Annotated in this window: 22 protein-coding genes; 5 read left to right on the top strand and 17 right to left on the bottom strand. The window is 68.1% G+C overall.

Going from position 1 to position 25205, the window contains the following annotated elements:
- Positions 1 to 84: 84 nt before the first annotated feature.
- The 3 genes from pepF to groES form a co-directional block, all read right to left on the bottom strand.
- On the bottom strand, positions 85 to 1959 hold the full coding sequence (gene pepF, locus ABDZ92_RS03690; RefSeq protein WP_272695264.1) for an oligoendopeptidase F: 1875 nt from the start codon (positions 1957 to 1959) through the stop codon (positions 85 to 87).
- Positions 1960 to 2195: 236 nt separating this feature from the next.
- Positions 2196 to 3833 (bottom strand): chaperonin GroEL, encoded by a 1638-nt coding sequence (gene groL, locus ABDZ92_RS03685; RefSeq protein WP_125961799.1) that lies wholly within the window; start codon positions 3831 to 3833, stop codon positions 2196 to 2198.
- 107 nt (positions 3834 to 3940) lie between these two features.
- On the bottom strand, positions 3941 to 4228 hold the full coding sequence (gene groES / locus ABDZ92_RS03680; RefSeq protein ID WP_125961798.1) for a co-chaperone GroES: 288 nt from the start codon (positions 4226 to 4228) through the stop codon (positions 3941 to 3943).
- Between the two features lie 255 nt (positions 4229 to 4483).
- Between groES and sppA the strand changes: the two genes are divergently transcribed.
- Both sppA and ABDZ92_RS03670 read left to right on the top strand, forming a co-directional pair.
- The gene (gene sppA / locus ABDZ92_RS03675; RefSeq protein WP_125961796.1) at positions 4484 to 6376 is read left to right on the top strand and encodes a signal peptide peptidase SppA; all 1893 of its coding nucleotides are present in this window, start codon (positions 4484 to 4486) and stop codon (positions 6374 to 6376) included.
- Positions 6373 to 6948 carry a GNAT family N-acetyltransferase gene (locus ABDZ92_RS03670; protein ID WP_125961795.1) on the top strand — a complete coding sequence of 192 codons (576 nt, stop codon included), beginning with the start codon at positions 6373 to 6375 and terminating at the stop codon, positions 6946 to 6948. The genes sppA and ABDZ92_RS03670 overlap by 4 nt, the downstream gene beginning before the upstream one ends.
- A gap of 69 nt (positions 6949 to 7017) precedes the next feature.
- Here the strand turns inward: ABDZ92_RS03670 and ABDZ92_RS03665 are convergent, their stop codons facing one another.
- On the bottom strand, positions 7018 to 7641 hold the full coding sequence (locus ABDZ92_RS03665; RefSeq protein ID WP_125961858.1) for a trimeric intracellular cation channel family protein: 624 nt from the start codon (positions 7639 to 7641) through the stop codon (positions 7018 to 7020).
- A gap of 87 nt (positions 7642 to 7728) precedes the next feature.
- On the opposite strand from ABDZ92_RS03665, the gene ABDZ92_RS03660 reads away from it, so the two are divergent.
- On the top strand, positions 7729 to 8373 hold the full coding sequence (locus tag ABDZ92_RS03660; protein ID WP_125961793.1) for a DUF1275 family protein: 645 nt from the start codon (positions 7729 to 7731) through the stop codon (positions 8371 to 8373).
- A gap of 417 nt (positions 8374 to 8790) precedes the next feature.
- Here the strand turns inward: ABDZ92_RS03660 and lpdA are convergent, their stop codons facing one another.
- From lpdA to sdhC, 13 genes are all read right to left on the bottom strand, one after another.
- Complete coding sequence (gene lpdA / locus ABDZ92_RS03655; protein WP_125961791.1) at positions 8791 to 10185, bottom strand: dihydrolipoyl dehydrogenase; 1395 nt, start codon at positions 10183 to 10185, stop codon at positions 8791 to 8793.
- Between the two features lie 90 nt (positions 10186 to 10275).
- Positions 10276 to 10548, bottom strand: a complete 273-nt coding sequence (locus ABDZ92_RS03650) for a GIY-YIG nuclease family protein (RefSeq protein ID WP_272695281.1) — start codon at positions 10546 to 10548, stop codon at positions 10276 to 10278.
- A gap of 130 nt (positions 10549 to 10678) precedes the next feature.
- Positions 10679 to 11911, bottom strand: coding sequence for a 2-oxoglutarate dehydrogenase complex dihydrolipoyllysine-residue succinyltransferase (gene odhB / locus ABDZ92_RS03645; RefSeq protein WP_125961788.1), 1233 nt, complete (start codon positions 11909 to 11911; stop codon positions 10679 to 10681).
- 49 nt (positions 11912 to 11960) lie between these two features.
- Positions 11961 to 14936 (bottom strand): 2-oxoglutarate dehydrogenase E1 component, encoded by a 2976-nt coding sequence (locus ABDZ92_RS03640; protein ID WP_125961787.1) that lies wholly within the window; start codon positions 14934 to 14936, stop codon positions 11961 to 11963.
- Between the two features lie 106 nt (positions 14937 to 15042).
- Positions 15043 to 15927: a succinate--CoA ligase subunit alpha gene (gene sucD / locus ABDZ92_RS03635; RefSeq protein ID WP_125961785.1), complete on the bottom strand. Its 885-nt coding sequence runs from the start codon at positions 15925 to 15927 to the stop codon at positions 15043 to 15045.
- Positions 15924 to 16406, bottom strand: coding sequence for a hypothetical protein (locus ABDZ92_RS03630; protein ID WP_125961783.1), 483 nt, complete (start codon positions 16404 to 16406; stop codon positions 15924 to 15926). The genes sucD and ABDZ92_RS03630 overlap by 4 nt, the downstream gene beginning before the upstream one ends.
- A complete protein-coding gene (gene mdh / locus ABDZ92_RS03625; RefSeq protein ID WP_125961782.1) occupies positions 16399 to 17361 on the bottom strand; it encodes a malate dehydrogenase in 963 nt (320 codons plus the stop codon). The genes ABDZ92_RS03630 and mdh overlap by 8 nt, the downstream gene beginning before the upstream one ends.
- A gap of 249 nt (positions 17362 to 17610) precedes the next feature.
- Positions 17611 to 18735 (bottom strand): cell division protein ZapE, encoded by a 1125-nt coding sequence (gene zapE, locus ABDZ92_RS03620; protein WP_125961781.1) that lies wholly within the window; start codon positions 18733 to 18735, stop codon positions 17611 to 17613.
- Positions 18736 to 18863: 128 nt separating this feature from the next.
- On the bottom strand, positions 18864 to 19649 hold the full coding sequence (locus ABDZ92_RS03615; RefSeq protein ID WP_125961780.1) for a succinate dehydrogenase iron-sulfur subunit: 786 nt from the start codon (positions 19647 to 19649) through the stop codon (positions 18864 to 18866).
- 245 nt (positions 19650 to 19894) lie between these two features.
- Positions 19895 to 20458, bottom strand: a complete 564-nt coding sequence (locus ABDZ92_RS03610) for an ATP-dependent Clp protease proteolytic subunit (protein ID WP_125961778.1) — start codon at positions 20456 to 20458, stop codon at positions 19895 to 19897.
- Positions 20459 to 20573: 115 nt separating this feature from the next.
- Positions 20574 to 22376: a succinate dehydrogenase flavoprotein subunit gene (gene sdhA, locus ABDZ92_RS03605; protein ID WP_125961776.1), complete on the bottom strand. Its 1803-nt coding sequence runs from the start codon at positions 22374 to 22376 to the stop codon at positions 20574 to 20576.
- The gene (gene sdhD, locus ABDZ92_RS03600) at positions 22376 to 22762 is read right to left on the bottom strand and encodes a succinate dehydrogenase, hydrophobic membrane anchor protein (protein WP_125961774.1); all 387 of its coding nucleotides are present in this window, start codon (positions 22760 to 22762) and stop codon (positions 22376 to 22378) included. Before sdhD ends, sdhA begins: the two co-directional genes overlap by 1 nt.
- Positions 22762 to 23175 (bottom strand): succinate dehydrogenase, cytochrome b556 subunit, encoded by a 414-nt coding sequence (gene sdhC / locus ABDZ92_RS03595; protein WP_125961772.1) that lies wholly within the window; start codon positions 23173 to 23175, stop codon positions 22762 to 22764. The genes sdhD and sdhC overlap by 1 nt, the downstream gene beginning before the upstream one ends.
- 210 nt (positions 23176 to 23385) lie before the next feature.
- On the opposite strand from sdhC, the gene ABDZ92_RS03590 reads away from it, so the two are divergent.
- Positions 23386 to 24084, top strand: coding sequence for an SDR family NAD(P)-dependent oxidoreductase (locus tag ABDZ92_RS03590; RefSeq protein WP_125961856.1), 699 nt, complete (start codon positions 23386 to 23388; stop codon positions 24082 to 24084).
- 126 nt (positions 24085 to 24210) lie between these two features.
- Complete coding sequence (locus ABDZ92_RS03585) at positions 24211 to 25149, top strand: 50S ribosomal protein L11 methyltransferase (protein ID WP_125961770.1); 939 nt, start codon at positions 24211 to 24213, stop codon at positions 25147 to 25149.
- Positions 25150 to 25205 lie beyond the last annotated feature (56 nt).

The following is a 25205-nucleotide window of genomic DNA, read 5'->3' as shown; positions in this document are numbered from 1 at the left end:
GATGGGCCGCAACCGGCGCCACCGTGATCTGGTGCGGCCGCACCGCGGCAGAGAGGAGGCGGTCGTGCCGCCTCCCCTCTTGCCTCAGCCCAGCAGGGCTTCGGCCTGGTCGAGCGTTTCCTTGAAGCTCTGGACGAGCTGCCGGTACGGTTCCGGGCTCGTCATATCGAGGCCGGCGCGCTTGAGGATGTCGATCGGATAGTCCGAGCCGCCCGCCTTCAGCACCGCCAGATAGCGGTCGCGCTCCGCCGTGCCGCCGGTCAGCACCGAGCGGGCGAAATACTCGGCCGCGGTGATCGAGGTGGCGTACTGGTAGACGTAGAAGTTGGAATAGAAGTGGGGGATGTACGCCCACTCGATCGCATAGGCAGGGTCGATCGCGACCTTGGGGCCGTGGTAGCGCTTCAAAAGGTCGAGGTAGAGCGCGGTGAAGCGCGCGCCCGACACGCCCTCGCCCTTCTCCGCCAACTCATGTGCTTCGAGCTCGAATTCGGCGAACATCGCCTGGCGGAAGAAGGTGCCGCGGATGCTCTCCATGCGCTGGCCGAGGTAGAAGAGCTTCTCCTCGCGGGTCTTGGCGCGCTTGAGCATCATGTCGACCAGCAGCGCCTCGTTCGCGGTCGAGGCGATCTCCGCCAGGAAGATCGGATAGTCGGCCATGTCATAGGGCTGGGCGCGGTTGGAGAGCAGCGAGTGGATCGCATGGCCCCATTCGTGAGCATAGGTCGACAGCCCCTCGTAGTTCTCGCCGAGGTTGAGCAGCAGATAGGGGTGCACGTCGTAGGCGCCGGGGTTCATGTACGCGCCCGAGCGCTTGCCGGTGCGGGGAAAGGGATCCATCCAACGGGCCGCGGTACCCTCGGCGATCAGCTTGGCGTATTCGGGCCCTAGCGGCTTGGTCGCCTCCAGCGTCAGCGTGCGCATGTCCGACAGGGTGAAGCGGCGATCGAGCGACACCAGCGGCGGGTAGATGTCGTAATAGGCCATGTCCGGCAGCTTGAGCATGCGACGGCGCAGCTCGAAATAGCGGTGGAGCTGCGGCAGGCCGGCGTTGGTCTCCTGCACCAGCGTGCGATAGACGCCCTCGGGGATGTTGCCGCCCGACACCGCGGCTGCCAGCGAACTCGGGTATTTGCGGGCGCGGGCGTTGAAGATGTCGCCCTTGATCTTGGCGACATAGGCCGAGCCGAGCGAGCTTTCGAACGCGCCGTAGCTCTTCCAGAAGGCGTCGAACACCTGCTTGCGATCGGCGCGGTTGGGCGCGTCGCGGTTGAGCGAATAGCCCTGGTCGTCGAGCCGCACCGACTTGCCGGTCGAAAGCTGGACGGTCGGGCGTGGCATGTCCGAGGAACGCAGCTGCTCGGCGGTCTCGCCCGGACCCGACAGTGCGGCGCCGGCGCTCGCGAGCAGCGCCTCGCCCTCGGGGCTGAGCGTGTGCTCGGCCTGACGCAGGACGTTCTTGAGCACCATGGCGAAGCGGGTGCGCAGCGTTGCGTTCTGGGCGGTGAACGCCTCGATCTTCGGGCGACCGAGTGCGATCAGCTCGGGGCCGGTCCAAGCGGTCGCCTCCCCGAGTGCCACCCACAGGTCGGTCGCCTGGGCGCGGCGTTCCTGGTTGGCGGCGACGCGCACGTCTTCGTCCGCCTTGAGGCTGATGTAGGTGTAGATGCGCGACACGGTGCGGCCGACGTCGGACTGGGCGGAGAGCGCCTGGGCGAGCACGTCCGCGCTTTCGCCGAGCCGGCCCTTCCACTGCGCCAAGGCCTTGGCGTCGGCGAGCGCCTTCACGCGGGCGGCGTCCCAGGCGGCGTCGTTGGGATAAAGCTCGGTCAGGTCCCAGGCGGCGGCAGTGGCGCCGGGCGCGGGGGCGGCGGGCTGCTGGGCCCAGGCGGGGGTGGCGGCGGCAAATCCGACAAGCGCAGAGGCGGCGAGGGCTTCGCGGCGGGTAAGATCGATCATGCGGGTTCCCGTGGATGGCTGCGTCGGACGACGCTCGGCCCCGATCATCGGGATTCGCGGGGTGGAAGGAAAGGGGGCGAAAAGAAAAGGGCCGGAAGGTTTCCCCTCCGGCCCCTTTCTGGGACGGCACCGGCAAAGCCGGTGCTGACGTCGGACGGACTTCGGCGGGCCGAAGTCCGCCGGCCGATCCGGTGCGAGTCCCGGGCCAGCACAGGCTGGCCCGGGCCGCAGCCGGATCAGAAGTCCATGCCGCCCATGCCGCCGCCGGGCATCGCCGGCATCGCGGGCTTGTCCTCGGGCAGCTCGGCCACGGTCGCTTCCGTGGTGATGAGCAGGCCCGCGACCGACGCCGCGTTCTGGAGGGCGGTGCGGACGACCTTGGTCGGGTCGATCACGCCGGCCGCCACCAGGTTCTCATAGGTGTCGGTCGACGCGTTGAAGCCGAACGAGGTGTCGTCCTGGTCGAGCAGCTTGCCCGACACGACGGCGCCGTCGTGGCCGGCGTTCTGCGCGATCTGACGGACGAGCGCGGTCAGCGAGCGGCGAACGATGTCGATGCCGCGGGTCTGGTCCTCGTTCGCACCGGTCAGGCCGGCGAGTGCCTTGGTTGCGTACAGCAGAGCCGTACCGCCGCCCGGGACGATGCCCTCTTCGACGGCTGCGCGGGTTGCGTGCAGCGCGTCGTCGACGCGGTCCTTGCGCTCCTTCACCTCGACCTCGGTCGCACCGCCGACCTTGATCACGGCCACGCCGCCGGCGAGCTTGGCGAGACGCTCCTGGAGCTTCTCACGGTCATAGTCGCTGGTGGTGACTTCGATCTGCTGGCGGATCGCGTCGGTGCGGCCCTTGATCGCGTCGGCTTCACCCGCACCATCGACGATGGTGGTGTTGTCCTTGTCGATCGTGACGCGCTTGGCGGTGCCGAGCATGCCGAGCGTGACGGACTCGAGCTTGATGCCCAGGTCTTCCGAGATGACTTCGCCCTTGGTCAGGATCGCGATGTCCTCGAGCATCGCCTTGCGGCGATCGCCGAAGCCCGGCGCCTTGACCGCTGCGACCTTCAGGCCGCCGCGCAGCTTGTTCACCACGAGCGTGGCCAGAGCCTCGCCCTCGATGTCCTCGGCGATGATCAGGAGCGGACGACCCGACTGAACGACGGCTTCCAGGATCGGGAGCATCGCCTGCAGGTTCGAGAGCTTCTTCTCGTGGATCAGGATGTACGGGTCGTTGAGTTCGACCGTCATCTTTTCCGGGTTGGTGATGAAGTAGGGCGACAGATAGCCGCGGTCGAACTGCATGCCCTCGACGACGTCGAGCTCGAATTCGAGACCCTTCGCCTCTTCGACGGTGATCACGCCTTCCTTGCCGACCTTCTCCATCGCTTCCGCGATCTTTTCGCCGACTTCACGGTCGCCGTTGGCGGAGATGATGCCGACCTGGGCGACTTCCTGGGTGCCAGCGACGGGCTTGGAGCGCGCCTTCACGTCCTCAACGACCTTGCCGACGGCGAGATCGATGCCGCGCTTCAGGTCCATCGGGTTCATGCCGGCTGCGACCGAGCGCATGCCTTCGCGAACGATCGCCTGGGCGAGAACGGTCGCGGTGGTGGTGCCGTCACCGGCGACGTCGTTGGTCTTCGAGGCCACTTCGCGCACCATCTGGGCGCCCATGTTCTCGAACTTGTCCTTGAGCTCGATTTCCTTGGCGACCGAGACACCGTCCTTGGTGATGCGCGGTGCGCCGAAGGACTTGTCGATCACGACGTTGCGGCCCTTGGGGCCGAGCGTCACCTTGACCGCGTCGGCCAGGATGTCGACGCCCTTGAGGATGCGCTCACGCGCGTCGCGCGAAAACTTTACTTCCTTGGCTGCCATGTTGGCTATTCCTCTTGCTCAGGCTCCAGCAGACGCAGGAACCTAGGATTCTGGATGCTTGGCTCTGGGCTCCTGCCTGCGCAGGAGCGCCGAACCGGGTCAGGAAATCAGCCGACGATCCCCAGGATGTCGCTTTCCTTCATGATCAGCAGGTCTTCGCCATTCACCTTGACCTCGGTGCCCGACCATTTGCCGAAGAGGATGCGGTCGCCAGCCTTGACGTCGAGCGGAGTGACCTTGCCGTCTTCAGCCTTGGTGCCGTTACCGGCGGCGACGACTTCGCCTTCCTGCGGCTTTTCCTTGGCGGTGTCCGGGATGATGATCCCGCCGGCGGTCTTTTCCTCGGCTTCGACGCGGCGAACGAGCACGCGGTCGTGCAGCGGACGAAAGTTCATGCGCGCTTTCCTTTCTGTGAACAGTGATTGGCACTCACCCGCAGCGAGTGCCAGCAGCCCGCATATGCGATCGCCCTCGCACCTCGTCAACGGGTCGCCCAGCCGAAAAAATGCGGTGCGCGACAGTGCGTGGCGGAATCGCGGGCGGCGCGCCCGGCCAGGCCGTAGCGCTGTGCCGAGACCCTGGAGACGCGCGGTTTACTCGCCTCTGGCGCTGCTTTAGCACCGCCATGACCTGACAAGGGGAAGATGCGCGTGAGACTGGTTCGGGGTGCCTGGAAGTTGCTGGTCGCGGTCAAGGACGGGCTCGTCCTGCTGGCGATGCTGCTGTTCTTCGGCCTGCTGTTCGCGGCGCTGGCCGCCAAGCCCAATCCGGCGATCAAGCCCGGCGCGCTGCTGGTGGCGCTGGACGGCACGGTGGTCGAGCAGCCGAGCGAGATGGACCCCTTTGCGACGCTGAGCGGTGCGAGCGTGGCGCGCGAACATCGGCTGCGCGACGTGGTGCACGCGCTCGACAAGGCGCGCGACGACAAGCGGGTGACGGCGGTGGTGCTGGATCTGGACCGGTTCGTCGGCGGCTACCCCTCCGTGGTGGCGGAAGTCGCCGCCGCGGTCGGCCGGGTGCGAGCGAGCGGCAAGCCGGTGCTCGCCTATGCGACCGGCTACACCGACAGCAGCTATCTGGTGGCCGCGAACGCCAGCGAGATCTGGGTCAACCCGATGGGCGGCGCGATGTTCACCGGGCCGGGCGGGGCGCAGCTCTACTACAAGGGCCTGATCGACAAACTGGGCATCAACGCGCACGTCTATCGCGTCGGCGAGTTCAAGTCGGCGGTGGAGCCCTATACCCGCGCTGACCAGTCCGAGCCGGCGCGTGCCGCCAACCAGGCGCTCTATGGCGCGATCTTCGGCCAGTGGCGCGAGGCGGTGGCGAAGGCCCGTCCCAAGGCGAAGGTCGCCGACTTCCTGACCCAGCCGGACAGGCTGGTGGTCGCGGCCGGGGGCGACATCGCCAAGGCCAATCTGGCGGCGGGGCTGGTCGACCGCCTGGGCGATCGCGTCGCGTTCGGCAAGCGCGTGGCCGAACTGGAGGGCGTCGGGATCGGCGACAAGAAGATCGCCGGCAGCTTCAAGGCGATCCCGCTTCGGAACTGGGTCGCGGCCAACCCGCTGCCCCAGACGGGCGACGCGGTCGGCATCCTGACCATCGCGGGCGAGATCGTCGACGGCGACTCCGGCTCCGGCACCGCCGGCGGCGACACGGTGTCGAAGCTGCTGCTCAAGGGCCTGGCCGAAAAGGAGCTGAAGGCGCTGGTGGTGCGGGTCGATTCGCCCGGCGGCTCGGCGCTCGCGTCCGAGCAGATGCGCCAGGCGATCCTGCAGGCCAAGCAGAAGGGCCTGCCGGTCGTCGTCTCGATGGGCGGCCTGGCCGCGAGCGGCGGCTATTGGGTGTCGACGCCCGGCGACGTGGTGTTCGCCGAGCCGAACACCATCACCGGCTCGATCGGCATCTTCGGGCTGATCCCGACGTTCGAGAACACGCTCGCCAAGATCGGCGTGACGACGGACGGCGTGCAGACGACGCCGCTGACCGGCCAGCCCAACGTGATGGGCGGCACCAACGCCACCTTCGACGCGCTGGTGCAGGCGACGATCGAGAACGGCTATCGCCGGTTCATCGGCCTGGTGTCGCAGTCGCGCCGGATGAGCCCGGAGCGGGTCGACCAGATCGGCCAGGGCCGGGTGTGGGACGGCGGCACCGCGCGGCAGCTGGGGCTGGTCGACCGGTTCGGCACGCTTTCCGACGCGGTGGCGGAGGCCGCGCGCCGCGCCAAGCTCGATCCGGCCAAGGTGCATGCGGAGTATCTGGAGAAGGAGCCGGGGGCGCTGGAGCAGTTCCTGGCGGCGATGAACGTGGGCGAGGAGGACGAGGATCGCGTCGGATCGGCCTCCACCGACCTGGTCTCGCGTCTGGCGGGCGAGCGGCGTGCGCTGCTGGCGCAGGCGCTGGGCGACGCCCGGCGGCTGGTAAAGGGTGGCGCCGCGATGCAGGCACGCTGCCTGGAGTGCGCCGGATTGGGGCCGGTGGTGCCGGCGCGCGAAGACGTGCGGCTGATGGACCTGATGCTGGCGCGGTTCGGCCTGTGATCGCAATCCGGGCGGCGACCGCCGACGATGCCGAGGCGATCGCGCAGATCTATGCCGCCTATGTGACCGGCAGCACGATCAGCTTCGAGGAGCAGCCGCCCGACGCCGCCGCCATCGCCGAGCGAATGGCGGAGCATGACGGCTTCTATCCGTGGCTGGTCGCGACGGGCACCGATCCGCTGGGGGAAACCGGGCCGGGCAAGATCCTGGGCTATGCCTATGCCGGGCCGTTCCGGTCGCGCGCCGCCTATCGCTTTTCGGTCGAGACGACGATCTACCTTGCGGGTGGCGCGCATGGGCAGGGCGCGGGGCGGCTGCTCTACGAGGCGCTGATCGTGACGCTGCGCGCGCAGGGCTTCACCCAGGCGATGGGGGTGATCGCGCTGCCCAACGGGCCGTCGATCTCGCTGCACGAGGCGGTGGGGTTCCGCCGCGCCGGCGTGATCCGCTCGATCGGCTACAAGCAGGGCCAGTGGATCGACATCGGCCTGTGGCAATGCGAGCTGGCGCACACGGGCATGCCGCCCGCCGAGCCGCGGCCGTTCCGCGACGTCGGCGTCGTGCGCGGCTAGGCTTCGTTCCAGGAGCAGAGGCCGGTGCCCGCGACCCTGGGCTCCTGCCTTCGCAGGAGCGCGGGAGCGTCAGTGCCGGCCGCGATAGGTCGGCAGGCCGAGCTTCCAGTGGATGGCGGCGGCCCGAAGCAGGAAGCCGGCGGCGGAGGCGCAGAGCGCCGAGGCGAAGCTCGGCAGCCCGAGCGAGACCAGCACCACATAGAGGCCGGAGGCGAGCGCTGCGGCGGTGACGTAGAGCTCCGGGCGCATCAGGATCGACGGCTCGCCCGCCAGCATGTCGCGCAGGATGCCGCCCGCGCAGGCCGTCACCACGCCCATGATCGCGGCCGGGATCGGCGGTACGCCGAACTCCAGCGCCTTGGCGACGCCATAGACCGCATAGGCGGCGAGCCCTGCCGCATCGAGCCACTCCAGCGCCTGCTGGCGCCACCAGCGTTGCGGGGTGATCCAGATCAGCACCGCCACCGACAGGCACAGCGCCGCGGTCTGCGCGTCGCGGACCCAGAAGACGGGCGCGCCGATCAGCAGGTCGCGGATCGTGCCGCCGCCGACACCGGTGATGAGCGCGAAGAAGGTGGCGGTCACCAGCGTCTGCGCGCGCTGCGCCGCCGCAAGCGCGCCGGTGGCGGCGAAGACCGCGATGCCGAGCAGGTTGAGAACCTGCAGCACGGGCCCGAGCGAGAGGGTTTCCATCGGCACGACCTCAGCTCGCTAGCGGTTCGTCGCAGATTGCGGAAGCCCGGGGGTTGGCGAGGGCAAACGAAGGAGGGAAAAGGGGCCATGCAACGTCTTCCGCTCTCCGTCCTGCTGGTCGCCGTGCTGCTCGCGGCGCTGGCCGGCTTCGTCGACGCCATCGCCTTTTCGGCCTTCGCCGGCTTCTTCGCTTCCTTCATGAGCGGCAACACCACCCGGCTGGGCGTGGCGATCGCGTCCGGGCTCCAGGACGAACTGCATACGGCGATCTCGCTGATCCTCGCGTTCGTCTCCGGCGTGATGGGGGGTGCGATCGCCGCACGGGCCGGCGGCGTACGGGGGCGCGAGGCGGTGATGCTGCTGGTCACGGCGCTGCTGGCGCTGGCGGCGCTGTGCCTGGGGTTCGGGCCGCGGCAGCTGGCGCTGGTGCTGCTGGCCGGCGCCATGGGGGCGGAGAACGCCGTGTTCAGCCGCAACGGCGAGGTGCAGGTGGGGCTCACCTACATGACGGGAACGCTGGTGCGCTTCGGCCAGCGGCTGGCGGACGCCCTGATGGGCGTGGGGCCGCGCACCGGCTGGTGGCGCGACCTGCTGTTCTGGGGCGGGTTCCTGTTCGGCACGCTCGGCGGCGCGGGGGCATACCAGCTGGCGGGCGACGGCGCGGTGTGGATCGCGGCGGTGCTGGCGGGGTTGCTGACGCTGCTGGTGGCGCGGATGCCGGCGGAGGGGTGAGGGCGTAGAATCCGCCTGTCGGAGCAGCGTGCGAGCGGGTTCCTCCGGCCAGCCGGCTTCCTTCTTCGTACCCCGGCGGAGGCCGGAGCCCACTTGCGCTGCCGTGGCGATCACGGCGCGCCTTTCAGACGCTATCCCAACTGGGCCCCGGCCTTCGCCGGGGTACGGGTGGTATGTAAGTATGCTTAGGCCGCCAGGATAGCGCTGGTGGCCCTGGGCTCCTGCCTGCGCAGGAGCACGCGAGAGAAAGCGGGCGGGCGTCTGCCTAGCCGTGCTCCTGCGCAAGCAGGAGCACCGGGGCAGTGGGCGGAGCGCTTGTTGTCTTGGACTGCTCCCGGCGCAGCGGGCAGGGCCGGATACGAAAACGGCGCCGGTGGGTGCCACCGACGCCGTTTCGCTAAACCAGAGGCCTGTCGATCACATGTGGATCGGCTTGCCCTGCACGGCCATGGCCGCTTCCTTGATCGCTTCCGAATGGGTCGGGTGCGCGTGGCAGGTGTAGGCGATGTCCTCGCTGGTGGCGCCGAACTCCATCGCCTGCGCCGCCTGAGCGATCATGGTGCCGGCGACCGAGGTGATGATCCAGACGCCCAGCACGCGGTCGCTCTTGGCGTCGGCGATCACCTTCACGAAGCCGGCGGTGTCGTCGATCGCCTTGGCGCGGCTGTTGGCCATCATCGGGAACTTGCCGACCTTGATCTCGCCGCGTTCCTTGGCCTGCTCTTCGGTCAGGCCGACGCCGGCGATCTCCGGGTGGGTGTAGACGACGCCGGGGATGACGTCGTGGTTCACGATGCCGGTGAGGCCGGCGATGTTCTCGGCCACCGCGACGCCCTCGTCCTCGGCCTTGTGCGCGAGCATCGGGCCCGGGATCACGTCGCCGATCGCCCACACGCCATCGACGGCGGTGCGGAAGTCATGGTCGGTCTCGATCTGGCCGCGCTGGTTGAGCTGGAGCCCGATCTTGTCGAGGCCGAGGCCCTCGGTGTTCGGGCGACGGCCGATCGCGACGAGCACGGCGTCCGCTTCCAGGGTTTCGGCAGCGCCGCCGGCTGCCGGCTCGACCGTCACGGTCGCGCGGCCGCCGTCGACGGCAACGCCGGTGACCTTGGTCGAGAGCTTCAGGTCCATGCCCTGCTTCTTGAAGATCTTGGCGGCTTCCTTGCGGACTTCGCCGTCCATGCCCGGCAGCAGCTGGTCGAGATATTCGACCACCGTCACCTTGGCGCCCAGGCGCTTCCACACCGAGCCGAGTTCCAGGCCGATCACGCCGCCGCCGATCACGACGAGGTGCTCCGGCACCTTCTCCAGCGTGAGCGCGCCGGTCGAGTCGACGACGACCTTCTGGTCGATGGTCACGCCCGGCAGCGGGGTCACTGACGAGCCGGTGGCGATGACGATGTTCTTGGCGGTGACGGTGCGGTCGCCGACCTGGACGGTGTGCGCGTCCTGGAAGGTGGCGAGGCCCTTCACCCACTCGACCTTGTTCTTCTTGAACAGATACTCGATGCCGCCGGTGAGGCCGCTCACGGCCTTGTCCTTGTCGGCCATCATCACGGAAAGGTCGAGCTCGACGCCCGAGAGCTTCACGCCATGCTTGGCGAGGACGCCCGAAACCGCTTCATCGAACTTCTCGGACGCGTTCAGGAGCGCCTTGGAGGGGATGCAGCCGACGTTGAGGCAGGTGCCGCCCAGCGTCTCGCGGCTTTCCGCGCAGGCGGTCTTGAGACCGAGCTGTGCCGCGCGGATCGCGGCGACATAGCCGCCGGGGCCGGCACCGATCACGAGAACGTCGAAGTCGTATTCAGCCATTGCTCACTCCTTCGTGCTCCTGCGAAGGCAGGAGCCCAGGGTTGCTGGCGGTGTCGCTCGTGGCTCTGGCCTCCTGCCTTCGCAGGAGCACTAGGGGCGGGCGACTTCCGGCCACAAATCCTTCCACAGCGGGTTGGATCGCTCGACAAGGGCGATTTTCCAAGCCCGCTTCCATTTCTTTATCTGGAGTTCGCGATGCCGCGCGGCTTCCAGATCATCGTGCGCCTCGTACCAGACGAGCAGCTTGCAGTCGTGCTCCTTGGCGAAGCCGTCCACGAGGCCGGTGCGATGCTGGTACACCCGGGCGGGCAAGTCGCTGGTGACGCCAGTGTAAGTCGTCCCATTGCGCTGGTTCGCCATGATGTAGACGCAGCCGGCCTTCGTCTTCGCCTCCCAGTCCTGTGCTCCTGCGGAGGCAGGAGCCTAGGGTCACAAGCGGTGCGCTCCGTCACCCTGGGCTCCTGCTTTCGCAGGAGCACAAGGTGGCAGAAGCTTACAGGTCGATCAGCAGGCGGGTCGGGTCCTCGATCGCGTTCTTGAGCGCGGCGAGGAAGGTCACTGCCTCACGACCGTCGATGATGCGGTGGTCGTAGCTGAGGGCGAGGTACATCATCGGGCGGACGACGACCTGGCCGTTGCGGACCACGGGGCGCTCCTCGATGCGGTGGAGGCCCAGCACTGCCGACTGCGGCGGGTTGATGATCGGGGTCGACATCAGCGAGCCGAACACGCCGCCGTTGGAGATGGTGAAGGTACCGCCCTTCATCTCGTCCATCTTCAGCGTGCCTTCCTTGGCGCGCTTGCCGAAGTCGCCGATCGTCTTTTCGACCTGCGCCACCGACATCTGGTCGGCCGAGCGGATCACCGGCACGACCAGGCCCTGCGGCGCGGAGACCGCGACCGAGATGTCGGCATAGTCGTGATAGACGATCTCGTCGCCCTCGATGTAGGCGTTGACCGAGGGGATGTCCTTCAAGGCCATGCACGCGGCCTTCACGAAGAAGCCCATGAAGCCCAGGCGGACGCCGTGCTTCTTTTCGAACAGGTCCTTGTACTTGGTCCGCGCCTCGATGACCGCGGTCATGTCGACGTCGTTGAAGGTGGTCAGCAGGGCTGCGGTGTCCTGCGCTTCCTTCAGGCGGCGGGCGATGGTCTGGCGCAGGCGCGTCATCTTGACGCGCTCTTCGCGACGCTCACCGCCGGCAGCGACAGGCGCCGCTGCGGGAGCGGCCGCCGGGGCCGCGGCGGGGGCTGCGGCCGGCTTGTTCGACGCGGCGGCGACGATGTCTTCCTTGGTCAGGCGACCGTCCTTGCCGCTACCCTTCACGGTCGCCGGATCGACGCCATGCTCAAGGATCGCGCGACGCACCGACGGCGACAGCGCAGCGGCGTCGACGTTGCCGCCGGCCTCCTGCGGGGCGGCTGCCGGAGCCGGAGCCGCAGCGGTGCTGCCGGCCTCGGGCGCGGCCGTCTTCGCCGGGGCGCCGTCGCCTGCGTCGATGGTGGCGATCATCGCGCCGACCGAGACGGTGTCGCCCGGCTGGACGGCATGCGCGCCCATCACGCCCGCGACGGGCGAGGGGACTTCGACCGAGACCTTGTCGGTCTCAAGGCTGGCGATGGGCTCGTCGGCCTTCACGGGGTCGCCCGGCTGCTTGAGCCATTCGCCCAGCGTCGCTTCGGTGATCGATTCGCCCAGTACGGGAACAAGGACTTCGGTTGCCATGGGTCTTCCTCTTGGTTCCCCGCCAGGGGACGCAGACATTGGGTTCGGATCAGGCGGTAGGCTTGCCGACGGGCGCGTCGTCGGACTTGCGCGTGCGGCGGATTTCCTCGCGCACGTTGTGGCCGAGCGCATCGGCTACCAACGCACCCTGTTCCGCGGTGTGGCGCTTCATGAGGCCGGTCGCAGGCGAGGCGGCAGCGGCACGGCCCGCGTAGCGAGCGCGCGACACGCGGGTGCCCGCCTTTTCCAGCGCTTCCTCGATCAGCGGCTCGACGAAGAACCAGTAGCCGTTGTTCTTCGGCTCTTCCTGAGCCCAGACCACGTCCTGGAGGTTCGGCATGCGCTTCAGGCGCTCGACCAGCGGCTCGCCCGGGAAGGGATAGAGCTGCTCGACGCGCACGATCGCGGTGTTCTTGTCGCCGGCCGCATCGCGTGCCTCGATCAGGTCGTAAGCGACCTTGCCCGAGCACAGCACCAGGCGCGTGACCTCCGTGTCGGCCGGGGCCGAGGGATCGGAGAGCAGGCGGTGGAACTGGCTGTCACCCAGGAACTCCTCGGTCGTCGACACGGCCATCTTGTGGCGCAGCAGCGACTTCGGCGTCATGAGGATGAGCGGCTTGCGGAAGTTGCGATGCATCTGGCGACGCAGCAGGTGGAAATAGTTCGCCGGCGAGGTGACGTTGGCGACCTGCATGTTGTCCTGCGCGCACAGCTGCAGGAAGCGCTCGGGGCGCGCGGAGCTGTGCTCCGGACCCTGGCCTTCATAGCCGTGCGGCAGCAGCATCACGAGGCCGTTGGCACGCAGCCACTTGGCCTCGCCCGACGCGATGAACTGGTCGATCATGATCTGCGCGCCGTTCACGAAGTCGCCGAACTGCGCCTCCCACAGCACCAGCGTCTTGGGATCGGTCAGCGCATAGCCGTATTCGAAGCCGAGCACGCCATATTCGCTGAGCGGCGAATCGAGCACCTCGAACCGGCCGTGCTCGACCTGCTGGAGCGGCACGTACTTGTGCTCGTCCTTCTGGTCGACCCACACGGCGTGGCGCTGCGAGAAGGTGCCGCGGCCCGAGTCCTGGCCGGACAGGCGGACGCCGAAGCCTTCCGACAGCAGCGAGCCGAACGCCAGCGCTTCCGCCGTCGCCCAGTCGAAGCCCTGGCCGGTCTTGAACATCTGCCGCTTGGCCTCGAGCACGCGGCCGAGCGTCTTGTGGATCTCGATGTCCGCCGGGATCTCGGTCAGCGTGCGGCCGAGCGAGTCGAACAGCTTGGCCTCGATGCCGGTGTCGGCGGTGCGGCGCGCGGTTTCCGGATCGGCCGGCATGTGCAGGCCCGACCAGCGGCCGGCGAACCAGTCCGCGCGGTTGGCCTTGTAGCTCTTGGCGCTTTCGAACTCGCCTTCCAGCAGCGTCGTGAACTCGTGCGTCTTGCCGTCCACGAACGCCTGGTCGACCACGCCTTCCGTGATCAGGCGCTTGGAATAGATTTCCGAGACCGGCGGGTGGGTCTTGATCTTGGCGTACATCAGCGGCTGGGTGAACGAGGGCTCGTCGCCCTCGTTGTGGCCGAAGCGGCGGTAGCACCACATGTCGATCACGACGTCGCGCTTGAACGTCTGGCGGAACTCGATCGCGACCTTGCAGGCGAAGGTCACGGCTTCGGGATCGTCGCCGTTGACGTGCAGGATCGGCGCCTGGACGCCCTTGGCGACGTCCGACGGGTAGGGCGAGGAGCGCGCGAACTGCGGGCTCGTCGTGAAGCCGACCTGGTTGTTGATGACGAAGTGGACGCAGCCGCCGGTGTTGTAGCCGCGGATGCCGGAGAAGCCGAGGCACTCCCAGACGATGCCCTGGCCGGCAAAAGCCGCGTCGCCGTGGATCAGCACCGGCAGCACCTGCTCATGATCGGCCAGGTCGTTACGCACGGTCTGGATCGCGCGCGACTTGCCGAGCACGACCGGGTTCACCGCCTCGAGGTGCGAGGGGTTGGCGACCAGCGACATGTGGACGGTGATGTCGTCGAAGCTGCGGTCGGTGGAGGTGCCGAGGTGATACTTCACGTCGCCCGAGCCGCCGACGTCCTCCGGGTTGGCCGAGCCGCCCGAGAATTCGTGGAAGATCACGCGGAACGGCTTTGCCATGACGTTGGCGAGCACGTTCAGGCGGCCGCGGTGGGCCATGCCGTAGACGATCTCGCGAACGCCCATCTGGCCGCCGTACTTGATCACCGACTCGAGCGCCGGGATCATCGATTCGCCGCCGTCCAGGCCGAAGCGCTTGGTGCCGACGTACTTGCGGCCCAGGAACTTCTCCCACTGCTCGGCCTCGATGACCTTGGAGAGGATCGCCTTCTTGCCGTCGACCGTGAACTGGATGGCCTTGTCCTTGCCCTCCATGCGGTCCTGGAGGAAGCGGCGCTCCTCCACGTCGGCGATGTGCATGTATTCGAGGCCGACGTTGCCGCAATAGTTGGCGCGCAGGATCGTCACCAGCTCGCGGATGGTCGCGGTCTCGAGGCCCAGCGTCCCGCCCAGATAGACCGGACGGTCGATCTCGGCATCGCTGAAGCCGTAATATTCGGTGGTGAGATCGGCCGGCAGCTCGCGATGGGGCGAGAGGCCGAGCGGATCGAGATTGGCGGCCAGGTGACCGCGCACGCGATAGGTGCGGATCAGCATCTGCGCGCGGATCGCGTCGCCGGCTGCCTTGGCGATGTCGGCGGTGGAGGCCTGCGCGGGGGCCGCGGCCGGTGCCGGCGCGGGCTTGCCGCCGCCCTTTGCGGGCTTGGGCGCGGGCTCCATCTGGGTCGGGTCGAGCGCCGCGGTGAGCGCGTCGGTTTCGGTCAGCGGCCAGCGCTTGCTCTGCCAGCTGGGGCCGGAGACCGCACCCTCGAGCCCGTCGAACCACTGGCGCCAGCCAGCGTCGACGCTGGCGGGATCCGCCTTGTAGCGGGTGTAGAGCGTCTCCACGAACGCCGGGCTGACGCCGGCTGCGATATCGGAGAAATCCTGGCCTTCGTAGCCCATGGTGCGTCCTGTCCGTCCGTTCGTCCCGAGAAACCGTCGAGGGACGTGCCGCGCGCTCCGGCGTGTCCTTGGCGAACACGCAAGATGGGAACGCGCGGCGGTGTCTTTAACCCTTCAGCACTTCCAGCAGCGTCGAGCCGAGCTCGCTGGGCGAAGCGGCGACCTTGATGCCGGCTTCTTCCATCGCCGCGATCTTGTCCTCGGCGCCGCCCTGGCCGCCCGAGACGATCGCACCGGCGTGGCCCATGCGGCGGCCCGGAGGCGCCGTGCGGCCGGCGATGAAGCCTGCCATCGGCTTCTTGCGGCCGCGCTTCGCCTCGTCCTTGAGGAACTGGGCTGCTTCTTCCTCGGCCGAGCCGCCGATCTCGCCGATCATGATGATCGACTCGGTCGCATCGTCGGCCAGGAACAGCTCGAGCACGTCGATGAAGTTGGTGCCGTTGACCGGATCGCCGCCGATGCCAACCGCGGTCGTCTGGCCGAGGCCCGCGTTGGAGGTCTGGAACACCGCCTCATAGGTGAGGGTGCCCGAGCGCGACACGACGCCGACCGAGCCCTTCTTAAAGATCGAGCCCGGCATGATGCCGATCTTGCACTCGCCCGGCGTCAGCACGCCCGGGCAGTTCGGGCCGATCAGGCGCGACTTGGAACCCGACAGCGCGCGCTTCACGCGCACCATGTCGAGCACGGGAATACCCTCGGTGATGGCGACGATCAGCGGGATCTCCGCGTCGATCGCTTCCAGGATCGAGTCGGCCGCGAAGGGCGGCGGCACGTAGATGACCGAGGCGTCGGCGCCGGTCTTCCACTTGGCTTCGGCGACGGTGTTGTAGACCGGGAGGCCGAGGTGCTCGGTGCCGCCCTTGCCCGGCGTCACGCCGCCGACCATCTGGGTGCCGTATTCCAGCGCCGCCTTGGTATGGAAGCTGCCGGTCTCGCCGGTCATCCCCTGGGTGATGACCTTGGTGTTCTTGTCGACAAGGATGCTCATTTCATTCCCTCGGCAATAGGGACGATCGTGGCGCGCACGCCCGTCCTCTTGGTATCTTCTTCGCCGGCGAGCATGACGCCCTTGTCGCCGACGATCCACAGGGTCGCCTCCGGACCGCTTTCGGTCGGCCGTACCCCAAGTTCCTTGGTGATCCCGTCGACGGTCGCCGCGAGGCTGTCGGTCGATCCGCGCGAAGCGAGGACGTGACAGCCCGATTCCTTCGCAGCGGCGCCGGTGCCGGTCATCAGGATCGGCCCGCGTCCGCGGGCGTAGATCCGAAGCGGCGGTCCGTCGCCGTCGATGTCATAGGCATTCCACCCGGCTGCCTTCAGCTGCACTTCGTCGATCCCGGAAGGGATCGTCGCCTGGAGGCAGGCACGGACCCCGGCGGGGAACGTATCTGCCGTGCCCGGCGCCGCAGCGGGAAGCTGCGGCGCCAGCGCCAGGGTCAGTGCAGCGAGGCTGCCGAGATCAGGCAAGGGAGCCGTCGATGCCCTTGCACGCGACCAGCAGTTCCTTGACCGCGTCGACCGACACGGTGAGGTTGGCCTGAGCCTCCTCGGAGAGCTTGATCTCGACGATCTTCTCGACGCCGTCCTTGCCGATGACGATCGGCACGCCGACGTAGAGGTTGTCCACGCCATACTGGCCGGTCAGGTTCGCTGCCGCCGGCAGGACGCGCTTCTTGTCGTAGAGATAGCTCTCGGCCATCGCGATCGCGGAAGTCGCGGGCGCGTAGAAGGCGGAGCCGGTCTTCAGGAGGCCAACGATCTCGCCGCCGCCCGAACGGGTGCGCTGGACGATCGCGTCGATGCGCTCCTTGGTCGAGAAGCCCATCTCGATCAGGTCGCTGACCGGGATGCCCGACACGGTCGAATATTCGAGCACGGGCACCATGGTGTCGCCGTGGCCGCCGAGCACGAAGCTGTTCACGTCCTTGACCGAGACGTTGAACTCCTCGGCGAGGAAGTGGCTGAAGCGCGCGGAGTCCAGCACGCCGGCCATGCCGACGACCTTGTTGTGCGGCAGGCCAGAGAATTCGCGCAGCGCCCACACCATCGCGTCGAGCGGGTTGGTGATGCAGATGACGAATGCGTCGGGGGCGTTGGCAGCAATGCCCTCACCAACGGCCTTCATGACCTTGAGGTTGATGCCCAGCAGGTCGTCGCGGCTCATGCCCGGCTTGCGAGCGACGCCGGCGGTGACGATGATCACGTCCGCGCCTGCGATGTCGGCATAGTCGTTGGAGCCGGTGATCTTGGCGTCGAAGCCTTCGACCGGGCCGCACTGGCTGAGGTCGAGCGCCTTGCCCTGGGGAACGCCCTCGACCACGTCGAACAGGACGATGTCGCCAAGGTTCTTGAGCGCTGCGAGGTGGGCGAGCGTGCCGCCAATGTTACCGGCGCCGATGAGCGCGATCTTCTTGCGGGCCATGAATCCTCCCGTGTGGATGCCGCGGTTCATTGGGAACCGCAATCGGGCGGGCATTACTCCCTTTGGAGAGCCCGAACAACCCGGGAAACCCACTATCTTTGCAGCTGCGAAGCAATTGCAATAAGGATCACGCGCCGCGGAAAACCGAAGCTTGCAGCGGGATGAACAACGCGCTTGGCGGCAAACGGTTGCCCCGCCCGCGGCACCGCTGGCCGGGCTGGGGAGGCGGTTGAACGCCCCCCGGTCGGGTCAGGCGCCGTCCGCCGCCGCCTCGCCATGGCCGGCGGCGAGATAGTCTTCCGATCGCATCTCGTTGAGGCGCGACACGGTGCGTTCGAACTCAAAGGCGCCGTCGCCCTGCTCGTAGAGGTGCTCGGGAAGCGCGTCGGCGGCGGCGAGCAGCTTCACCTTGTGCTCGTAGAGCGCGTCGATGAGGGTGACGAAGCGGGCGGCTTCGTTGCGGTTCTCCGGCCCCAGGCGCGGGATGCCGACCAGGATGACGGTGTGATAGTGGCGCGCGATCGCGAGATAGTCGGGCGCGCCGCGGGCCTCCCGGCACAGCCGCTTGAAGCTGAAGACGGCGACGCCCTTCAGCGACTTGGGCACGTGGAGCGTGCGGCCGCCGTGGACGGCGAGCTCTTCGCTCGGCACATGGTCCCGATCCTCGACCGGATAGTCGGTGAGGCGGAAGAAGGCAGCGGACAGCTTGGCGGTCGCCTCCGGCCCGTTGGGCACCAGCCAGGTGTCCATCACCCCCAGGCGGTCGCGGCGATAGTCGACCGGGCCGTTGAGCGGCATCACGTCGAGCCGCTCCTTCAACAGCGCGATGAAGGGCAGGAAGCTCTCCCGCTGGAGGCCGTTCTTGTAGAGATCGTCGGGCGGGCGGTTGGAGGTCGCGACCACGGTCAGGCCGTGCCTCATCATCTCGCTGAACAGGCGCGAGAGCACCATCGCGTCGGCGGTGTTGTTGATCACCATCTCGTCGAACGCGAGCAGGCGCAGGCCCTCCGCCATCGCAGCGGCGACGGGCGGCACGGGATTGCCCGCCTCGCGCTTGCGCTCGACGTTCAGGCGATCGTGCACCTCCAGCATGAACTCGTGAAAGTGGACGCGGCGCTTTTCGGGAATCGCGACGCAGTGGAACAGCAGGTCCATCAGCATCGACTTGCCGCGGCCGACCCCGCCCCAGAGGTAGACGCCGCGCGGGCTGGGCGCATGGCGGCCGGTGAGGCGCGCGAGCAGCCCGCGCGACGGCGGTGCCTCGAGCTCGGTGGCGAGGCGATCCAGGCGGACGGCGGCGGCGCGCTGGTCGGGATCGGCGCGCAGTTCGCCGGCGGCGATCAGCGAGTCGTAGCGGGCGAGAACCTTGGCCAAGCGGGACACTCCCGCACCGCCGGTTCGCGCAGTCGGCAACGGTGCGTCGGGCGCCGTAGACGGGCGCTAGGTGTCGCGACTGCGACCGACAAAAAGGAAAGGGGCCGCCCGCAGGCAGCCCCGGAGGATCAGAGCGTGCGCTCGAGTTCCAGCTTCTTCACTTCGGCGATCGCCTTGGCCGGGTTCAGACCCTTGGGGCAGACGTTCGCGCAGTTCATGATCGTGTGGCAGCGATAGAGGCGGAAGGGATCTTCCAGCTCGTCGAGTCGCTCACCCGTCATCTCGTCGCGGCTGTCGGCGAGCCAGCGATAGGCCTGGAGCAGGATCGCCGGGCCCAGGAACTTGTCGCTGTTCCACCAGTAGCTGGGGCACGAGGTCGAGCAGCAGGCGCACAGAATGCACTCGTAGAGGCCGTCGAGCTTCGCGCGGTCTTCCGGCGACTGCAGCCGCTCCTTGCCCGAGGGGGCCGGGGTGACGGTCTGCAGCCACGGCTTGATCGAGCTGTACTGCGCGTAGAAGTGGGTGAAGTCGGGGACCAGGTCCTTGATCACGTCCATGTGGGGGAGCGGCGTGATGCGCACCTCACCCTTGATGTCCTCGATCGCGGTCGTGCAGGCGAGGCCGTTGCGGCCGTCGATGTTCATCGCGCACGAGCCGCAGATGCCCTCGCGGCACGAACGGCGGAAGGTGAGCGAGGGATCCTGCTCGCTCTTCATCTTGATCAGCGCGTCGAGCACCATCGGGCCGCACTCGTCGAGGTCGATCTCGAACTTGTCGTAGCGCGGGTTCTCGCCCGTGTCGGGGTCGTAGCGATAGACCTTGAACTTCTTGACCCGGCCGGCGTCCGCAGCGGCCTTGTGCTCGCGGGACTTGCCGGTGATCTTGCTGTTCTTGGGCAGGGAAAATTCGGCCATTGCGCGGATTCCGTCAGCTCTGGATGCGGTGGGGCGACGCAGGCCCCGGGGCGATTTGGGCTTCCGATACATGACCCCTGCCGCTGTCGCAAACGGCAAGCGCGCTTTTCTGGGGGGAGGGCGTTTGCGGCCCGCTTCTTCCGTCATGCTGAACTTGTTTCAGCATCCATCGTGCCGCCAGGACCCGCGTCGCCAGTGGAGAGATGGACCCTGAAACAAGTTCAGGGTGACGAAGAGTCTCCGCGTCAGATGACGTCGAGCACCAGGCGGCGGCGCTTCGCCTCCTCCGCCTCGATGTACCAGTTGGAGGGGGCCTTTTCGACCAGCTCCTCGAACGGCACGTCGGAGCCGGCGACGAGGTCGCGGAAGCCTTCTTCCTCGATGCGGATCGAATGCTCAATCTCGTGGAGCTTGGCCTTGAGCGTGTAGCTGAGCGTCTTGAGCGGCCCCGAAAGCTCGACGGAGCTGGACATGAGTCGCTCGTGGAGCATCAGGCGCGTGCCCTTGGTCAGGAAGCGCGTCTCGACCGGGAAGGCGGCCATGAAGGTCGCGCCGGCCGAATAGACGGCGACTTTGCCGAGGAAGAGGATCTCGCGCCCGGAATATTCGCGCAGCAGGCGTACGTCGTCGCCCATCGCGCGCGCGACCTCCGGATCGCCACCCAGGGTGGAGATCGAGATCACCAGCGAGCCTTCGGCAGGGGCGTTGGCCATCTGCTGCCGGAAGTTGGTGTACATGGAATGGTCCACCGGCCCGGCGAGATGGACATGCGGGGCGGCGAGGAGCGGGTACTGGGTGGCGTCAGTCATGGCGCGCCAACCGAGGCGCTGTCCGATGGTTCCGAAGACGCGCGAGTCGCACCCAAAGAAAAAGGGGCAGACGTTGCCGTCCGCCCCTTTTGTCGGGTTCGTCGTTTCGACGGGATCAGTACACGCGCTTCTTGGGCTTGATGTAGTCGATCTCGTCGGTGAGCGTGTAATCGTGCACCGGACGGGTATCGAGGCTGGTCGAGCCGCCCTTGCCGCCCCAGCCATCGAAGGTCGCGATGGTGTGCTTCATCCAGTTGGCGTCGTCGCGCTCCGGGAAGTCCTCGTGCATGTGCGCGCCGCGGCTTTCCTTGCGGTTGATCGCGCCGCGGATCGTCACCAGCGCCTGGCCCACCAGGTTGTCGAGCTCCATGGTCTCGACCAGGTCGGTGTTCCAGATCAGCGAGCGATCGGTGATGCCGATGTCCTGCATGCCCGCATAGATGCCTTCCATCTTGGTGACACCTTCTGCCATCAGCTCGTCGGTGCGGAACACGGCGCAGTGGCGCTGCATCGTCTTCTGCATGTCGAGGCGCAGCTGCGCGGTGGGCGTGCCGCCCTTGGCATTGCGGAAGTGGTCGAGGCGGCCGAGCGCCATTTCTTCCGAGCCCTTGGGCAGCGGGTTGTGCGCGGTGCCGGGCTTGATCGTCTCCTTGATGCGCAGGCCGGTCGCGCGGCCGAACACGACAAGGTCGATCAGCGAGTTGGAGCCGAGGCGGTTGGCGCCGTGCACCGACACGCAGGCCGCTTCGCCGACGGCGAACAGGCCGGGGACGACCGCATCCGGGTTGCCGTCGCGCTTGTGCACGACCTCACCGTGGAAGTTCGTCGGGATGCCGCCCATGTTGTAGTGGACGGTCGGGACGACCGGCAGCGGCTGGCGGGTCAGGTCGACGCCGGCAAAGATCTTGCCGGTTTCGGTGATGCCCGGAAGCCGCTCGGCCAGCACCTTGGGATCGATGTGGTCGAGGTGCAGGAAGATGTGGTCGCCTTCCTTGCCGACGCCGCGACCCTCGCGAATCTCCATCGCCATCGAGCGCGAGACGACGTCGCGCGACGCCAGGTCCTTGGCCGACGGGGCATAGCGCTCCATGAAGCGCTCACCCTCAGAGTTGGTGAGATAGCCGCCTTCGCCGCGCGCACCCTCGGTGATGAGGACGCCGGCACCATAGATGCCGGTCGGGTGGAACTGCACGAACTCCATGTCCTGGAGCGGCAGGCCTGCGCGCAGCACCATGCCGCCGCCGTCGCCGGTGCAGGTGTGAGCCGAGGTCGCCGAGAAATAGCAGCGGCCGTAGCCGCCGGTCGCGAGCACCGTCGCATGGCTGCGGAAGCGGTGGATGGAGCCGTCTTCCATGCACAGCGCGATCACGCCGCGGCACTGACCATTCTCCATGATCAGGTCGAGCGCGAAATACTCGATGAAGAAGTCGGCGTCGTACTTCAGGCTCTGCTGGTAGAGCGCGTGGAGCATGGCATGGCCGGTGCGGTCGGCCGCGGCGCAGGTGCGCTGCGCGGGCGGGCCTTCGCCCATGTTCTGCATCATGCCGCCGAACGGGCGCTGGTAGATCTTGCCTTCCTGCGTGCGGCTGAACGGCACGCCGGCGTGCTCCAGCTCGTACACTGCGGCAGGCGCCTCGCGGCAGAGATACTCGATCGCGTCCTGGTCACCGAGCCAGTCGGAACCCTTGACCGTGTCGTACATGTGCCAGGTCCAGTGGTCCGGACCCATGTTGCCGAGGCTGGCGGCAATGCCGCCCTGCGCCGCGACCGTGTGGCTGCGGGTCGGGAACACCTTGGTGATGCAGGCGGTCTTCAGGCCCGACTCGGCGATGCCCATGGTGGCGCGCAGGCCGGAGCCGCCGGCGCCGACCACCACCGCGTCATAGGTGTGGTCGATGATCTTGTAGGCTTCAGACATCAGGCGGGCGTCCCCGTGAAAGCGATGCGCAGGATCGAGAAGATGGCGAGGCCGGCCCCGAGCGCAGTGAGCAGGTTGAGCACGACGAGCAGAACGACTCGCGTCTCGTCATGCTGATAGTCCTCGATCACGACCTGGAGGCCGAGTCGCGCATGATAGAAGAGGGTGGCGATCAGCAGCGCCATCGGCAGCGCCGCCCAGCCCGAGCTCAGCCATTTCGTGAGGCTGGCGATGTCGTAGGACGGCAGCATCGCGATCGAGAAGAGGAACCACAGGAGCAGCAGCAGGTTCGAACCTGCCGTCAGCCGCTGGTGCCACCAGTGATGGGTGCCCTGCTTGGCGGATCCCAGGCCGCGGACGCGGCCGATGCTCGTACCGTTACCCATCAGTGCTTCCCCACCAGCAGCCAGGCCCAGAAGGCGATCGTCGCGAGCGGCGAGAAGACCATGGTGGCCATTGCCGTCATCTTGCCCTTGCGCAGCTCATAGCCGGCGCCGATGTCGAGCACGAGGTGGCGGACGCCGCTCGCCATGTGCTGGAACACGGTCAGGGTCAGGCCGATGCCGACCACATAGCCGATCACGTTCAGCCCGCCGCCCGACACCGTGAAGACGTCGACAAAGGTGGCGTAGCTGTCTTCGCCGCCGGCGATCGCCGCCAGCCACCAGACCAGTAGGCCCAGGCCCACGGAATTGGCGACGCCGGTGGCGCGGTGCAGAATCGAGACCAGCATGTGCGGGCCCCAGCGCCAGATGCCGAGGTGTGGCGACAGCGGGCGCGCATATGGTTTGGAAGCCAAGTCAGTTCCTTTCGCGAACCGCGCCTATCTACCCGGGGGGCGGTGTGATGCAAGACGCAAGAGCCCGGGTAGGCCGACGTAACCGGCCTGACGGCGAATATCGTGGTGCGCCAGTTCTGTACGGCAAGTTGCGCCGGCGCCAAAGCGCCGATGTGGATCGGCGAATTCGCGGCTCTGGCGTGGCGGCCGGCCAGCCTCTATCGCCGGGGCATGACGCACATCCTCCTTACCGGCAGCTCGCGCGGCATCGGCGCTGCGATCGCGGGGGCGCTCGATGCGCCGGGCCTGCGCGTGGTCGGCCACGGCACCGCGAGCGGCATCCCGGCCGACTTCTCCGATCCTGCGGCGCCCGCGCGCCTGTGGGAGCAGGCGCTCGACGCGCTCGACGGGCGCATCGACGTGCTGGTCAACAACGCCGGCGTGTTCGAGGCGACGCCGCTCGACCTGCCGCACGACGACTGGGTCGCCGGCTGGGAGCGGACCATGCGCATCAACCTGACGGCGGCGGCCGAACTCTGCCGGCTGGCGGTGCGCCACTGGCAAGCGCGGGGCGAGGGCGGGCGGATCGTCAACGTCGCCAGCCGTGCCGCCTATCGCGGCGACAGCCCGGCGCACTGGCATTATGCCGCCGCCAAGGCGGGGATGGTGGCGATGACCAAGACCATCGCGCGCGGCTATGCGGCGCAAGGCATCCTGGCGTTCGCGATCTGCCCGGGCTTCACCATGACCGGCATGGCCGACGACTATCTGGAGAGCCGCGGCGGCGACACGCTGCTGGCCGACATTCCGCTGGGCCGAGTCGCCATGCCGGAAGAGGTGGCGACCGCCGCGCGCTTCCTGGCGCTGGAGGCGCCGCCGTCGATGACGGGCGCGGTGCTCGACATCAACGGCGCGAGCTACGTGCGTTGAATTCGTTCGGTACCGGCCCGCTCCCCCGCCCGGCCACCCAACGCCAGTATCCTATGGGTGGCCGGGTGGAGGAGCGGGCTGGTGCCGCCATGGTCCGGCACCGCCGGACCGCCAAGAAGGACTCCCATGCCTAGCTGGAAACTGACCCTGCCGTGCACCCGCGCCGAGGCCGAGGCGATCGACGCCGCCGAGGACCTGGGGCTCGAATCCGCGCCCGTGCTGATGACCACCGAGGACGTCGAGGACGACGCCGAGCGCTGGCACCTTGACGCCTATTTCGAGGTCGAGCCCAACGACGCGGCAGTGGCCGCGGTGCAGGCGCTGGTGCCGAGCGCGCGGGGGCGTGCGCCCGCAATCGAGCAGCTGGCCGACGAGGACTGGGTGACGATGAGCCAGGCCGGGCTGGAGCCGCTCCACGTCGGCCGCTTCTATGTCCACACTGCGGCGGACACGTCTCCGCCGCCCAAGGGCGCCCGCGTGTTCCGGATCGAGGCAGGACGCGCGTTCGGGACCGGGCATCACGAGACCACCAGCGGGTGCCTGGCGATGCTGGACGGACTGGCAGGCGAGCGCTTCACCGACGTGATCGACATCGGCACGGGTACGGGCCTGCTCGCCTTTGCCGCGCGCGAGCTCTGGCCCGAGGCGCGGGTGCTGGCGACCGACATCGATCCGGTCGCGGTCGACGTCACGCGCGAAAATGCCGAGGTGAATGGGGTGCCCGGCATCGACCTGGTGGTCGCGGACGGGGCGCTTGCCGATGCGATCACCGACCGCGCGCCCTATGACCTGCTGATCGCCAACATCCTGGCGGGGCCGCTGGTGTCGATGGCGCCGGAGGTGGCGGCGATCGCCGCTCCGCACGCGACGGTGGTGCTGGCGGGACTGCTCGGCCGTCAGGCGAGCGAGGTGATCGGCGCGTACACGGCGTGCGGCTGCACGCTGGAGGCGCGCGACGATCGCGGCGACTGGACGATCCTGCGGCTGCGCACGGGCGCGGAGCGTTACGTCCCGACCGCGCCGATCGATCCGGCCGGGCGCGACGGCTGGGCGCTGGACATCTGACCGCCAGCCCGCCCCTGCTCGGCCGCACCGGGCGCGGCCTGCTGCTCCTGCTGGCA

The sequence above is a fragment of the Sphingomonas molluscorum genome, from assembly GCF_039522995.1.
Classification (GTDB): domain Bacteria; phylum Pseudomonadota; class Alphaproteobacteria; order Sphingomonadales; family Sphingomonadaceae; genus Sphingomonas; species Sphingomonas molluscorum.
Note: the sequence above shows the minus strand (reverse complement) of the source record. Positions and strands in the feature narration are given on the sequence as shown.

Bases quoted from the DNA above. Each gene is read 5' to 3' on its own strand.
- pepF (WP_272695264.1), bottom strand. From the start codon at position 1,959: ATGATCGATCTTACCCGCCGCGAAGCCCTCGCCGCCTCTGCGCTTGTC.
- groL (WP_125961799.1), bottom strand. From the start codon at position 3,833: ATGGCAGCCAAGGAAGTAAAGTTTTCGCGCGACGCGCGTGAGCGCATC.
- groES (WP_125961798.1), bottom strand. From the start codon at position 4,228: ATGAACTTTCGTCCGCTGCACGACCGCGTGCTCGTTCGCCGCGTCGAA.
- ABDZ92_RS03665 (WP_125961858.1), bottom strand. From the start codon at position 7,641: ATGGAAACCCTCTCGCTCGGGCCCGTGCTGCAGGTTCTCAACCTGCTC.
- ABDZ92_RS03660 (WP_125961793.1), top strand. From the start codon at position 7,729: ATGCAACGTCTTCCGCTCTCCGTCCTGCTGGTCGCCGTGCTGCTCGCG.
- lpdA (WP_125961791.1), bottom strand. From the start codon at position 10,185: ATGGCTGAATACGACTTCGACGTTCTCGTGATCGGTGCCGGCCCCGGC.
- odhB (WP_125961788.1), bottom strand. From the start codon at position 11,911: ATGGCAACCGAAGTCCTTGTTCCCGTACTGGGCGAATCGATCACCGAA.
- ABDZ92_RS03640 (WP_125961787.1), bottom strand. From the start codon at position 14,936: ATGGGCTACGAAGGCCAGGATTTCTCCGATATCGCAGCCGGCGTCAGC.
- sucD (WP_125961785.1), bottom strand. From the start codon at position 15,927: ATGAGCATCCTTGTCGACAAGAACACCAAGGTCATCACCCAGGGGATG.
- mdh (WP_125961782.1), bottom strand. From the start codon at position 17,361: ATGGCCCGCAAGAAGATCGCGCTCATCGGCGCCGGTAACATTGGCGGC.
- ABDZ92_RS03615 (WP_125961780.1), bottom strand. From the start codon at position 19,649: ATGGCCGAATTTTCCCTGCCCAAGAACAGCAAGATCACCGGCAAGTCC.
- ABDZ92_RS03610 (WP_125961778.1), bottom strand. From the start codon at position 20,458: ATGACTGACGCCACCCAGTACCCGCTCCTCGCCGCCCCGCATGTCCAT.
- sdhA (WP_125961776.1), bottom strand. From the start codon at position 22,376: ATGTCTGAAGCCTACAAGATCATCGACCACACCTATGACGCGGTGGTG.
- sdhD (WP_125961774.1), bottom strand. From the start codon at position 22,762: ATGGGTAACGGTACGAGCATCGGCCGCGTCCGCGGCCTGGGATCCGCC.
- ABDZ92_RS03590 (WP_125961856.1), top strand. From the start codon at position 23,386: ATGACGCACATCCTCCTTACCGGCAGCTCGCGCGGCATCGGCGCTGCG.
- ABDZ92_RS03585 (WP_125961770.1), top strand. From the start codon at position 24,211: ATGCCTAGCTGGAAACTGACCCTGCCGTGCACCCGCGCCGAGGCCGAG.